Here is a 12,052-nt window from a genome sequence, read left to right on the forward strand (position 1 = left end):
CAGGAACGGAAGTTGACGTACATGGCCGGTCAGCAGCCGCCACCGACCGATCCCTTCCCGCACACGACGCGGCCCACGCTCCGGGGTTCCTTCGGGATGAGCGCGTCGACGCACTGGCTGGCGTCCGGGACGGCCCAGTCCGTGCTGGAGCGGGGTGGCAACGCGTTCGACGCGGCCACGGCGGGCGCCTTCGTGCTGCACGTGGCCGAACCGCACCTCAACGGGCCGGGCGGTGATCTCGTCGCCGTGCTCGCCACCGCGGCGGACCCCTCTCCGCGCGTACTGGTGGGGCAGGGGCACGCTCCGCGGGGGGCCACGATCGAGCACTTCGCGGCCGAGGGACTGGACCGCGTCCCCGGCGCGGGGGCGCTGGCCGCCGCCGTCCCGGGTGCCGCCGACTCCTGGCTCTGGCTGCTCGCCGAGTTCGGTACCTGGGAGCTCGCCGACGTCCTGGCCTACGCGATCGACTACGCGGAGCGCGGGGTTCCGGTCGTGCCCCAGCTGGCGCGCGTCCTGGCCACGGTCGAGGATCTCTTCCGCACGCACTGGCCGACGTCGTACGCGCTGTGGATGCCTCAGGGGAAAGTCCCGCAGCCGTATGCCACTCTCGTGAACCCCGCCTACGCCCGTACTCTGCGCCGGCTGGTCGCCGCGGGTGCCGGCGAGACGAGAACGGCACGGATCGACGCCGCACGGAACAACTGGCGCACCGGCTTCGTGGCCACCGCCGTGGCCGAGTTCGCGGCCGTACCGCATCGGCATTCCTCCGGCGCGGACCACGCCGGAGTGATCACCGCCGCCGACTTCGCCGACTTCGTCCCGTCCCTCGAGCCCGCGGTCACCGCGGAGTTCCGGGGCGTCACGGTGGCGAAGGCGGGCCTGTGGTCCCAGGGTCCTGTGCTGTTGCAGGCCCTCACCATGCTCGACCACTTCGACGACGAGCGGATCGATCCGTCGACCGCCGCGGGAATCCACACGATCACCGAGGCCCTGAAGCTCGCCATGGCCGACCGGGAGGCGTTCTACGGGCATCTGGATCCGGCGGACGCGGAGTCCGTGGTGCGCCGGCTGCTGTCTCCCCGGTACAGCAGAGAACGCGCCGGTCTGATCGGCGCGGTCGCCTCGACCGCGTTCCGGCCCGGCGACATCGGCATCGCACCGTTCACACCGCCGCTCGTCACCGGCCGGCACGCCGCCCAAGGTGACGGAGTGGGGGAACCCACCGTCCAGCAGACGGGCGAGACCCAGGGCGACACCTGCCACATCGACGTCGTGGACCGTTGGGGGAACCTCATCTCCGCCACGCCGTCGGGAGGGTGGCTCCAGTCGTCCCCCGCCGTGCCGGACCTCGGTTTCGCGCTGGGCACCCGGCTCCAGATGACGTGGCTGGACCCGGCCGCTCCGTCACGCCTGACGCCGGGGCGGCGGCCTCGTACGACCCTGACTCCGACCCTGTTGCTGCGCAACGGCGTTCCGGTGGCCGCGCTCGGCACACCAGGGGGCGACCAGCAGGACCAGTGGCAGTTGCTCTACCTGGTGCGGACTCTCGCGTTCGACCTCGATCCGCAGGAGGCCATCGACGCGCCCGCGTTCCACACCACCGCGGTACCGAGCTCGTTCTGGCCGCGGCACTGGACGCCGGGCGGACTGGTGATCGAGGAACGAGCGGGCGAGGCGATCGTCGACGAGCTGCGCGGACGCGGCCACGCCGTGACGGTCTCCGGACCGTGGAGCCAGGGCCGGCTGTCGGTGGTCACCCGTGACCCGGACAGCGGCCTCCTCCAGGCGGCGGCGAACCCGCGTGGTGCCCAGGGTTATGCGGTGGGGCGATGAACGGCCTCGCGACCCGCGTCAGCGACCGGCCGGTGCGAAGACGTGCGACGCCGTTGGGACTGATGCTCGCGCTCACCTTCGCGACCGGCGTCGTCGACGCCGTCGGATACCTGCGCCTGGACCAGGTGTTCGCGGGCAACATGACGGGCAACGTGGTCATCCTCGGGATGGCCGCCGCGGGCGCGGGCCTGCCGTTGCTCGGTCCGGCCGTGGCGCTGGTGTTCTTCCTCGTCGGCGCGGCCGCTGCCGGACGGGTGCTGCGCACCGCGGCCCCAGGTTGGAGCCGCCGGTGCACGGGTCTGCTGGGCGGCGTCGGTCTGGTGCTGGTCGTGACGGCGCTCGGCATGGCCGTCGTCGGCCTGGACTCCCCCGGTATCCGCGCGGTGATGGCGTCGTCGCTCGCGCTGGCCATGGGAGTGCAGGCGGCGACGGCCCGCCACATAGGAGTCAAGGACGTCACCACCGTGGTCGTCACCTCCACGCTGACCGGTCTCGCGGCGGACTCCCGGCTGGGAGCGGCCCGCGGTCAAGGGGCACTGCGCCGCAGCACGGCCGTCGCGCTCATCGTCGCCGGAGCGGTCGCCGGCGCGGCGTTGTGCCAGGTGCACGAAGGTCTCGCGGTGGCGGCAGCGGCGGTGGTCGTGCTGGCCGTGAGCGGCCTGGGCCACGTGTCCGCTCGCTCGGCCGACCAGGCCGCGGCAGTCACGAACAGTTCCGCGACGGCGCCGTCGACGGCCCGCGCGGGCAGCGGCGCGCACCGCGGTAGCGCTCCGCGCACAGCCGACATCTCGCCTACCCGGCAACGACAAGAAGGAACCTCATGACCACAGCCGCGCCGCCCCCGGTCACCATCGGGAAGGCCGCTCTCGGAGCGCTGGGACTGCTGGCGCTCGCCACCGGCGCCCTGGAGTCGGTGGTGACACCGACGCTTCCGCTGCTGCAACGCGAGCTCGGCATGAGCCCGTCCGAAGGGGCGTTGCTCAGCATCGTGCTCCTCATCACCGGTGCGCTCATCACACCGATCGCCGGCAAGTTCGGCGACCGCTACGGCGGAAAGCCGGTGCTGATCCGGCTGATGGCGGTGGTCTCCGTCGGTGGCCTGGTGTCCGCCCTGGCTCCCAACCTGCCCGTGCTGCTGTTCGGCCAGCTCCTGCAGGGAGCGATGGTGGGCGCCCTGCCGTTGTCGTTCATCCTCGTGCGCAAGCACCTCCCCCCGGGAGATGCGAAGGTGGCGATCGGGGTGGTCAGCGGGCTGTTCGTGGGCGGCGGGATGGTGGGAACGCTGGCCGCCGGGCCGGTGGCCGAGCAGTTGTCCCGGCACTGGATGTTCGCGCTGCCCACGATCGTCGTCATCGCGGCGACCATGCTGACGAACCGGCTGATGCCGCAGGACTCGCCGGGCCGCTCGGACGACGCCGGAATCGACTGGCCGGGCCTGGCTCTCCTGAGCGCGACGCTGGTCACCCTCATGCTCGTCCTCGCGCTGGCGGCCGACTTCGCCTCGCAGCCACTCGTGCTCGTCGCCCTCGTCGCGCTGCTGATCGCCTTCGCGACGGGGTGGACGGCCGTCGAGCGGCGCGCGGCCTCGCCGATGGTCGACCTGCGCATGCTGGCGCGGCCCGCGGTGTGGAAGTCGTGCCTGCTGACGTTCGTGATCTGCGTCGGTACCTCGGGGGCGGTCTACCTCGTCCCGCAGCTGTTCTCGGTCTCCGGCGACGGGTACGGGTTCGGAGCCAGTGCCACCCAGATCGGTTTCTTCCTGCTCCCCGGCGCCGTGGCCGCGTCACTGGCCGGACCGCTCGGCGGCATTGGGGCACGACGGTTCGGCTCGCGTGCCGTGGTCACCGCCGGAACCGTCATGATGGCCGTCTCCCTGCTCGGCCTGGCCGCCGTGCACACCGAGACCTGGCACCTCGTCGTCGGCAAGGCGCTGATCGCGCTCGCCAATGGTCTGTGCGTCACGGCGATGATGACCAGCACCGCCACCTCCGTCGACCAGGGTGACACCGGGATCGCCACCGGCCTGGTCCTGGTGACGCGCGTGCTCGGCTTCGCCGTGGGTGTGCAGGTCAGCGGCGCGATCCTCACCGCGGGAATCCCGGCCGGGTCGAAAGTCCCAGCCGAGTCGGCCTTCGTCACCGGCCTGGTCGTCGCCGGTGTCGTCACGGCGCTGGCCCTGCTCGTCACTCGCACCATGCACAAAGGAGTCAAGGAATGACCCGCACCGACCAGCCAGCCGTCCGTACCGCGGGGAGGCGCAAGGTCCTGATCTCCGGGGCCAGCATCGCGGGTCCGACCCTCGCGTTCTGGCTCCACCGTCACGGGTACGAGGTGACGGTGGTGGAGAAGGCGAGCGCGCCGCGCAGCGGTGGCTACCCCATCGACGTGCGCGGCACCGCACTCGACGTCATCGAGAAGATGGGAATCATGCCCCGGCTGCGGGAGGCGCACATCGACCTCCGCCGGCTGACCTTCCTGCACGGGGACGGCAGCGAGGTCACCTCGCTGCACCCCCACGCCGTCACCGGCGGTGTCGCGGGACGGGACCTGGAGGTGCGGCGCGGGGATCTGACCGACGCTCTCTACACGGCGGTCAGGGACGACGTGGAGTTCCTGTTCAACGACTCGATCGACACCCTCGACCAGCATGAGCACGGTGTCGACGTCACCTTCCACGGCGGCGGCAGCCGATCGTTCGACATGGTCTTCGGCGCGGACGGAACGCACTCGCGTACCCGGGAGATGGTGTTCGGCCCGGAAGAGCAGTTCCACCGGTACCTCGGTTACTGCTTCGCCGTCTTCACCATGCGCAACGACTTCGGGCTCTCCCACGAGACCGTCATGTGGAACACCCCGGGCAGGGCCGCCGCGCTCTACGCCGTGGGCGACGACGACGAGGTGCACGCCTTCCTGAACTTCGCCCTGCCGGACCCGCCGTTCCACGCGTTCGGAGACCTGGCGGCCCAACGGGACCTGGTCACCGAGGTCTTCGCCGACGCCGGCTGGGAGGTACCGGGCATGCTCGCCGCCCTGCGCGACACGGACGACCTGTTCTTCGACGCGGTCAGCCAGATCCGCATGCCCCGCTGGTCGGGCGGCAGGGTCGCGGTGGTGGGCGACGCCGCGCACGCGCCCTCGTTCCTCACCGGGCAGGGCAGCAGCCTCGCGCTCGTCGGCGCGTACATGCTCGCCGGTTCCCTCGCCGGCCGCGACCACGTCGATGGCTTCGCCGCCTACGAACACGGCACCCGTGACTTCGTGACCCTGAACCAGGAACTGGTCGGCAAGGGCGGCGCCACGCTGTTCCCGGTCACCGCCGCGGCCCTGGCGGAGCGCAACGACAGGCTGCGCCGGCTCAGCGCCATGCCGCCCAAGCAGGGACGACCGGCCCACTCGGCGCTCACGTTGCCCGAGTTCGCGCTCGCGACGTGATTCCGGGCAACGCGGAGGCCTCCGTTTCTCTGGTGCGTAACGCGGAGGCCTTCCGTTGCCTGCGGGCAACGCGGGTGCGCGCCGCCCGGATAACGCGCCGACATGGGCAAGTGGCAGTGGGAAGCCGGTGGGCAGGCCACCGAGACTGACTCGGAAACTGTCCCGATCCGAGAGGTTCCCCCATGGCTGTGCGCATCCGGCGGCTCACGTCGTCGGTCACCCTGCTGTTGTGCGGCCTGACCCTGTGCCCGGCGACCGCCGCCGCGCAGAACGACACGATCGGCGCCGACGGCTACGTCCACGTGGCGCCGAACGGCACCGTGCTCGGTGTCGACCCGTACTACCCGACCGACGGCAACGGCGGGTACGACGTGTCGCATTACGACGTCGCCCTGTCCTACGACCCGGCGAGCCGGTTTCTCAACGCCAAGACCGTCGTGCGCGCCGTGACGACGCAACGGCTCAGCCGGTTCAACCTCGACCTGCGCGGCCTGACCGTGAGCAGCGTGCAGGTCGACGGCGTGCCCGCGACCTTCAGCCGGGACAAGGAACACGAGCTGGTGGTGACGCCCAGAACCGAGCTGGCCGAGGGCGCCGAGTTCACCGTCACGATCGTCTACTGTGGACGGCCGCAGGCCGAGTACACGCCGCGCGGCTGGACCGGCTGGCGCACGTCCTCCAGCGGCGGGGCGTTCGCGGCCGGCGCACCGCACTCGGCGACGACGTGGTACCCGGTCAACGACACCACGGCGGACAAGGCCACCTTCCGGGTCACCGCGACCGTGCCCGACGGGTGGACGGCGGTGTCCAACGGTGTCCGCGAGTCGGTCTCCAGGACGACGGTCACGTGGGCCGAGAACACGCCGATCGCCCCGTCCGCCACCATGATCGGCATCGACCGGTACACCGTCCGGGAGTCGACGGTCGCCGGCACGCCGGTCCTCGACGCCTTCGCGCCCGGCACGAACGCTTCGGCGCTGGCGGCGAAGCTTCCCGCCGTGGCCGAGTTCCTGAGCACGAAGCTGGGTCCGTTCCCGTACCCGTCGGCCGGGGGCATGTACGTGCCCGACTGGTTGTGCTACACGCATCCGGCGCAGGGGCGGCCGGTGTTCGGTGCGGGTGCGGGAGAGTCCTCGCTGGTGCAGGCGGTCGCGGCGCAGTGGTGGGGCAACAAGCTCGCCATCAAGATGTGGAAGGACCAGCCGCTGCCGGAGTCGTTCGCGCGTTACCTCGGCTGGCTGTGGGACGAGCAGCGGCACGGGATCGCCGTCGAGCAGCGTTACCGCGCGGTGGTGGGCAGGGCGGACTCGGCGTTCTGGGCCCGCAAGCTGTCCGATCCCGGCAAGGGCCGCGAGTTCTCGGTGTCGGACAAGGGCGTGCTGATGGTGCACGCGCTGCGCAAGCACATCGGTGACGAGAAGTTCTTCGCCATGGTGCGGGAGTTCCCGGAGATCAACGACAACTGGAACCAGGGCTGGTACGACTGGGAGCTCTACACGGCCGCGGTGGCCGACATGGACCTCACGCCGTTCTTCGCGGCCTGGGTCGACGGCACCTCCGCGCCCACGGGCTTCCTCGGCTGAGGCTGACGAGCTGTGAGCCGGCCGCCCCGAACGGCCGGCTCACAGCTCTCGTCGGGCCAGGCAAGGTGAACGTGAACAGAGCAGCGAACCTCAAGCCAGATAGCGCGAATACACCGGCGAGGCGTGGCACTCCGCCCGATACGCCGACACGGCGTCCGCGAGGACCGTCCGCGCGTGCGCGGCGATCTCCCCCTCCCGATGCCACAACAACAAGAACCGCCGCACCAGGGCGTCGTCCGCGAGCAGCCGCACCGCGACCTGCTGGTGCCCCTCGCACGTGGCCTGAGAGAGGCCGACCGCCCCGCTGCGCGCCGCCGCGGCGATCGTCGAGAAGTTCTCCGCCGTGTGCCGGATCCGCGGCCGGAAGCCGGCGTACCGGCACATGTGGTGGAAGTACTCGTGGAACCGCGAGGAGTCCGGTGGGGGGAGCACCCACTCCTCCTCTGCCAGCTGTTCCAGCCGCACGACCTTGTACCGCGCCAGCGGGTGATCTTCTGGCAGCACCACCATCGTCGGGTCGTGCGCGATCACGGCCGTCTCCACGCCGTCGGGCACCGTCGCCTCGAACCCCGGGTAGTCCTTGACCAGCCCGATTTCCAGCCGTCGCTGGGCGACGAGATCCACCACCAGGTCGCGGCAGTCGCTGTCCAGCAACGACGCTCCCGCGCCGGAGGGCAGGTGCGCGGCGGCGATGGCGGGCAGGTGGCCGAGGATCGGCGAGCACACCCCGCCCACCCGCACCCGTGACGCGCTGGGGCTGGTGCGCGACTCGATGTCGCGCACCAGCCCTTCCATCAGCGGCAGCACGGCGGCGATCCGGCTGAGCAGCAGCTCGCCGGTGGGTGTCGGGGTCACCGCCGTGGTGCGGCCGCGGTCGAAGAGGCGCTGGCCGAGGGCGTTCTCGAGGCGTTTGAGCTTCCCGCTCACGGCGGGCTGGCTGACGCCGAGCACGACAGCGGCCTCGGACAGGCTCCCGGTCTGCCCGATGGCCTGCACGAGCCGGAGGTGGTGGACGTCCAGCTCCACGTCGTCACACTCCCTTTAGCGGTGAGTGTCGACCGGGGACTGGCGCGGCGGGCGCACGATCCCGGCTGTCTTGCCGATCACAGCGTACAGAGCGAACGCCACCAGCACGGAGTTGATCGTCGGGATGCCGATCGGCACGAACGCGCCCACCGCCGCGCCCACCGCCCAGCAGATCAGGGACGCGGGCACCCAGTTCGGCGGGTCCGGTGGCAGTTCGCCGACCGCGCCCCACTCCGCCAGGGAGCGCCGCCATGTGCGCACCACGAAGTACTCGGCGATCACGATGCCCGCGACCGGCGGGGTGATGATGCCGATCCAGGTCAGGAACGTGGTGAAGTGGTCCAGGATGCCCAGCGCGGACAACAGGGTGCCCAGCGCCCCCAGTGCCACGGTCGCGCTCGCGCGCGGCAGCTTGCGGCCCAGCAGCACGTCCACCGTGTTGACCAGGCCGAGCGAGGCCGAGTACAGGTTCCAGTCGTTGATCTTCATGATCGCGGTGACCAGGATCAGCGTGCCCAGCACACCGGACGTGGACGTGATCACGGCGACGATGTCGGCGCTGCGCGCGGCGTGCGCGAGCAGCACACCGGTCAGGCCGATCAGGTACTCGCCCAGGGTGACGCTGATCAGCGTCTGCTTGACGACGTCGCTGACCCGCCGGTTGAACCGGGTCATGTCCGGCGTCATCACCGCGCCCATGATGAACGCGCCCGCGACCAGTGTCGTGCCCTGGGCGACGGTCAGCGCCGGGCCGGGCGGTGGCATGGCCACCAGGTCGGCCAGGTCGTGGCGGCGCAGCTCCTGGGTGATCGCGTAGCCGGCGAGCAGCAGGAACGCCGGCACGGTCAGGTAGGCCGTCCACGCCATCGTGTGGAAGCCCGCGACGACGATGGCCGTCACCGTGATCCCGCCGAACACCGCCCACACCCACACCGGCGGCCCGCCCATCAACGCGTGCAGGCCGTGCGCGAACACGTCGTTCTGGACGCCGAACCACCCGGCGAGGCTCAACGTGACCAGCAGTCCCACCAGGGCGGAGCCACGTCCGCCGAACCCGGCCCAGCGGGCGAGCACGGACGTCGAGACGCCCTCCTTCATCCCGGCCACGCCCATCAGCACGGTGACCACCTCCAGCATCACCGCGCCGAGCGTGATCGCCAGCACGGCGTCCCAGAACGTCATGCCGAAGCCGAGCACCGCCCCGAGCAGGAACTGGTGGAAGGAGGAAACCTGCCCGAAGCGTTGCACCGCAACGGAAATCCAGGAGCAGCGCGCCGAGTCGGGCAACCGGCTCAGTGAGTAGTCGTCGTGCACGGGTCAGCTCTCCTCGTCGTCGGGCCGCAGCAGCACGAACCCCTGGCCGGGATGAGGCCGCCAGGTCAGCTCGCGGGCGTAGAGCAGTTCCAGGAACCTGACCCGCTGGTGGTAGGCGAACACCGAGCTGTCCATGCCGGTGATGGCGGGTGTGTCGACGAACATCGGCAGCTCGGCGAGGAAGTACCGCACGGCACTGCGCAACTGGTCCGGCGAGGGCGTCTCGCCCGCGGGCAGCTTGCGGTCCAGCACCCACCGGGTGGCCTCCAGGCAGTGCGCCGCGAAGTCCTCGTCGCGGTCGAACAGGTCGTACGCGTTCGAGAGAAGTCGTTGGTAGAACTGGTTCTCGGCCAGGTTCGCGCCGACGAGGAGGTGCTGCTCCGGGCAGCGGACGCCGATGTCCCACAGGGCACGGGTCACCTTGTTGATCACGTACTGGCCCTGGCGGCGCGCTTTCAGACGAGCACGGGACGGCTCGTAGCCCAGCGCCTCCAGCGTGAAGGCGGCAGCCCGGTCGGGGATGAAGAAGTGGAAGCTCTCGAACTCGGCCATCGCCCAGCGTGCCAGCGCGGTGATGCGTTCGACCGAGAAGTAGCTGTTGAACGGGCTCACGCCGATGCACACGTGCCGGCCGCTTCGCAACGGGTCGGCGCAGTGCTCGGTCAGCGGGGTTGTCAGCAACACCGTTGGCTCCGAGGGGATTTCACAGGGATGCAGGGGAATCCCGAAAATCGGGATTTCGAATCACTATGAGGACCACTCCATGCCGGTGGTACTGCCGGACAGTCATGCCACGGCCTTATAGAACACGGAACGCTGAGCCGAACAGCCCAAGCTGAACACCCATGCGGAGGACATAGCCATAGGTGATCAGCGTTGAGGTGGTGACAGCGCGCGGTCAAGCGAGCGTAATGAGTGACATGGAGCTTCAGGTCAGGCATCTGCGCGTGCTGCTCGCCATCGCGCGGACGGGCAGCCTCAACCGGGCGGCGGGCGAGCTGCACCTGCCGCAGCCCGCGGTCAGCCACCAGTTGCGGCGCATCGAACAACTCGTCGGCGACCGGCTGTTCGACCGGGACCCGCGCGGGGTACGGCCCACGCGCATCGGCGAGCTCGTGCTGGCCCGCGCGGAGGCGATCATCCCCGCGTTCGACGAGCTGGACCGCGACTTCCGCCGGCACCAGCAGCCCGACAGCGGGGTGCGGGTGGGCTGGAACGACAGCGCGCTGGCCCCCGAGGTGTTCCGGTGCGTGCTCGACCTGATGCCCGGCCACGAACTGACGACCCGCGCGGACATGTCGCACAGCCGGTTGGTGCAGCAGGTGGTGAACCGGTGCGTGGACCTCGCGCTGGTGCTGATCTGCGGCCCCCGCACGCTGTCGGTGCCCGGCGAGCTGCGGACCGCGCACGTGGTCACCGAGCCCTCGTTCGTCGCGCTGCCGTCGTGGCACCGGCTCGCCGGTGAGCGGTCCGTGGACCTCGCGGCACTGGCCGACGAGCGGTGGATCGTGTCCAGCTGCGGCGACGGCTGCCGGATCGTGTTCCGGGAGATGTGCCTGGCGCACGGCTTCACCCCGCGCATCGCCCACGACGTGGACACCCTGCGGTTCCGCCTGGTGGCCGGCGGCCACGGCGTCTGCCTGGTGCAGCCGACCACGCCGGACACCCAGGGCATGGTGGTCCGGCCACTGGACGGGACGCCGCTGACCGTGCAGCACATCCTCTTGTGGCGCACCGACCACCCGCTGGCCGCGCCCTTCGGGGACGTGCACGCCGCCGCGGTCCGCGCCTACCACAAACTGGCCCAGGACAACGTGATCTACCGGTCCTGGCTGAGCGCGGATAACGGCACGACATAGCTGACCGGCAGTGGGCGTGACCCTTCCGGCGTGGACACACTCGGTGCACCGCCGCGCAATCGGGCCGAAAGGCCGGAAGGGGACGTCTGCCATGTTGCCGCTGATCACGCGTGACGAACTCAGCAAAGGGATCGACGCGGGCACGCTCGTCGTGGTCGACACCATGCCCACGGCGTACTACGAGAAGGAACACCTGCCGGGCGCGTTGAACATTCCCGGTTTCCCGTACGAGGACGCGGCGGACTCCACCGACCGGCACGCGCCCGTCCTGTTGCCGGACAAGTCCGCCGACATCGTCGTGTACTGCGCCAACGCGCCCTGTCGCAACAGCGAGTTCGTGGGCGGCCGGCTCGCCATCCTCGGCTACACCAGCGTGCGCAAGTACCGCGAGGGCATCGAGGACTGGGTCGCCGCCGGCCTGCCGACGTCCACTTCGGACTGACGCACGTCCTGAACGTTCCGCCGTCTCACCCTGCCATTGAAGGAGATCACCCGTGTCCCTGCTCACCCGAATGCGCCGCGTCGGCGTGGCGATCGTCGCCGTCGCCGCCGCCACGCTCATGGCGGTGGCCCCGGCCACCGCCGCGCCGTCCACGACGGCCGGCGAGAACGTCGTCAAGGTCACCTCTGCCAACCACGCCGAGATCCTGGAGATCTCGCGGACGAAGCTCGTCATCCTCGACTTCGGCGCCACCTGGTGCGGCCCGTGCCGCCAGATGAAGCCGGTCATCGAGCGACTGGCGGCCGAGTACAACGGCCGGTTCCTGCTCGGTGAGGTCGACGTCGACGTCAGCCGTGACCTGTCGTCGAAGTACCGCATCCAGTACCTGCCGACGCTGGTGCCGATGCGCAACGCCGCCGAGCTGCCCGGCTCCCGGCACATCGGGTACCGGGGCGAGGCCGCGCTGAGGTCGTGGATCAACGCCCAGCTGGCCAAGGGCTGACCCCTGCCGGCCGGCGTCCCCGCGCCGGGACGCCGGCCGTTCGCCCGGCGGCGCATCGAAT

11 protein-coding genes are annotated in these 12,052 nt (G+C 70.6%); 8 read left to right on the top strand and 3 right to left on the bottom strand.

Annotated elements, in window-relative coordinates:
• The first annotated feature begins 21 nt into the window (after positions 1-21).
• From ACRSBM_RS25345 to ACRSBM_RS25365, 5 genes are all read left to right on the top strand, one after another.
• Complete coding sequence (locus ACRSBM_RS25345) at positions 22-1,833, top strand: gamma-glutamyltransferase family protein (RefSeq protein WP_434446689.1); 1,812 nt, start codon at positions 22-24, stop codon at positions 1,831-1,833.
• Positions 1,830-2,657, top strand: coding sequence for a YoaK family protein (locus ACRSBM_RS25350; RefSeq protein WP_434446691.1), 828 nt, complete (start codon positions 1,830-1,832; stop codon positions 2,655-2,657). The genes ACRSBM_RS25345 and ACRSBM_RS25350 overlap by 4 nt, the downstream gene beginning before the upstream one ends.
• Positions 2,654-4,051: an MFS transporter gene (locus ACRSBM_RS25355; RefSeq protein WP_434446693.1), complete on the top strand. Its 1,398-nt coding sequence runs from the start codon at positions 2,654-2,656 to the stop codon at positions 4,049-4,051. Before ACRSBM_RS25350 ends, ACRSBM_RS25355 begins: the two co-directional genes overlap by 4 nt.
• Entirely contained in the window at positions 4,048-5,265 is a 1,218-nt protein-coding gene (locus ACRSBM_RS25360; RefSeq protein WP_434446695.1) for an FAD-dependent monooxygenase, read from the top strand. The genes ACRSBM_RS25355 and ACRSBM_RS25360 overlap by 4 nt, the downstream gene beginning before the upstream one ends.
• A 182-nt stretch (positions 5,266-5,447) precedes the next feature.
• On the top strand, positions 5,448-6,848 hold the full coding sequence (locus ACRSBM_RS25365; protein ID WP_434446697.1) for a M1 family metallopeptidase: 1,401 nt from the start codon (positions 5,448-5,450) through the stop codon (positions 6,846-6,848).
• Between the two features lie 90 nt (positions 6,849-6,938).
• On the opposite strand, the gene ACRSBM_RS25370 is transcribed toward ACRSBM_RS25365, so the two are convergent.
• From ACRSBM_RS25370 to ACRSBM_RS25380, 3 genes are read right to left on the bottom strand one after another with little or no spacing between them, the layout of a single operon-like run.
• On the bottom strand, positions 6,939-7,874 hold the full coding sequence (locus tag ACRSBM_RS25370; RefSeq protein ID WP_434446699.1) for a LysR family transcriptional regulator: 936 nt from the start codon (positions 7,872-7,874) through the stop codon (positions 6,939-6,941).
• A gap of 15 nt (positions 7,875-7,889) precedes the next feature.
• Entirely contained in the window at positions 7,890-9,188 is a 1,299-nt protein-coding gene (locus ACRSBM_RS25375; RefSeq protein WP_434446701.1) for a purine-cytosine permease family protein, read from the bottom strand.
• A 3-nt stretch (positions 9,189-9,191) separates the two neighbouring features.
• The gene (locus ACRSBM_RS25380) at positions 9,192-9,872 is read right to left on the bottom strand and encodes a tRNA-dependent cyclodipeptide synthase (protein WP_434446703.1); all 681 of its coding nucleotides are present in this window, start codon (positions 9,870-9,872) and stop codon (positions 9,192-9,194) included.
• Positions 9,873-10,108: 236 nt separating this feature from the next.
• Between ACRSBM_RS25380 and ACRSBM_RS25385 the strand changes: the two genes are divergently transcribed.
• The 3 genes from ACRSBM_RS25385 to ACRSBM_RS25395 all read left to right on the top strand — a co-directional run bounded on the left by ACRSBM_RS25385 (position 10,109) and on the right by ACRSBM_RS25395 (position 11,991).
• Entirely contained in the window at positions 10,109-11,047 is a 939-nt protein-coding gene (locus tag ACRSBM_RS25385; RefSeq protein WP_434446705.1) for a LysR family transcriptional regulator, read from the top strand.
• Positions 11,048-11,138: 91 nt separating this feature from the next.
• The gene (locus ACRSBM_RS25390; RefSeq protein WP_434446707.1) at positions 11,139-11,489 is read left to right on the top strand and encodes a rhodanese-like domain-containing protein; all 351 of its coding nucleotides are present in this window, start codon (positions 11,139-11,141) and stop codon (positions 11,487-11,489) included.
• 52 nt (positions 11,490-11,541) lie between these two features.
• Positions 11,542-11,991 carry a thioredoxin family protein gene (locus ACRSBM_RS25395; protein WP_434446709.1) on the top strand — a complete coding sequence of 150 codons (450 nt, stop codon included), beginning with the start codon at positions 11,542-11,544 and terminating at the stop codon, positions 11,989-11,991.
• Positions 11,992-12,052 lie beyond the last annotated feature (61 nt).

Origin of the sequence: Lentzea xerophila (assembly GCF_051094245.1) — a bacterium.
GTDB lineage: Bacteria > Actinomycetota > Actinomycetes > Mycobacteriales > Pseudonocardiaceae > Lentzea > Lentzea xerophila.

Bases quoted from the DNA above. Each gene is read 5' to 3' on its own strand.
- ACRSBM_RS25345 (WP_434446689.1), top strand. From the start codon at position 22: ATGGCCGGTCAGCAGCCGCCACCGACCGATCCCTTCCCGCACACGACG.
- ACRSBM_RS25350 (WP_434446691.1), top strand. From the start codon at position 1,830: ATGAACGGCCTCGCGACCCGCGTCAGCGACCGGCCGGTGCGAAGACGT.
- ACRSBM_RS25355 (WP_434446693.1), top strand. From the start codon at position 2,654: ATGACCACAGCCGCGCCGCCCCCGGTCACCATCGGGAAGGCCGCTCTC.
- ACRSBM_RS25360 (WP_434446695.1), top strand. From the start codon at position 4,048: ATGACCCGCACCGACCAGCCAGCCGTCCGTACCGCGGGGAGGCGCAAG.
- ACRSBM_RS25365 (WP_434446697.1), top strand. From the start codon at position 5,448: ATGGCTGTGCGCATCCGGCGGCTCACGTCGTCGGTCACCCTGCTGTTG.
- ACRSBM_RS25385 (WP_434446705.1), top strand. From the start codon at position 10,109: ATGGAGCTTCAGGTCAGGCATCTGCGCGTGCTGCTCGCCATCGCGCGG.
- ACRSBM_RS25390 (WP_434446707.1), top strand. From the start codon at position 11,139: ATGTTGCCGCTGATCACGCGTGACGAACTCAGCAAAGGGATCGACGCG.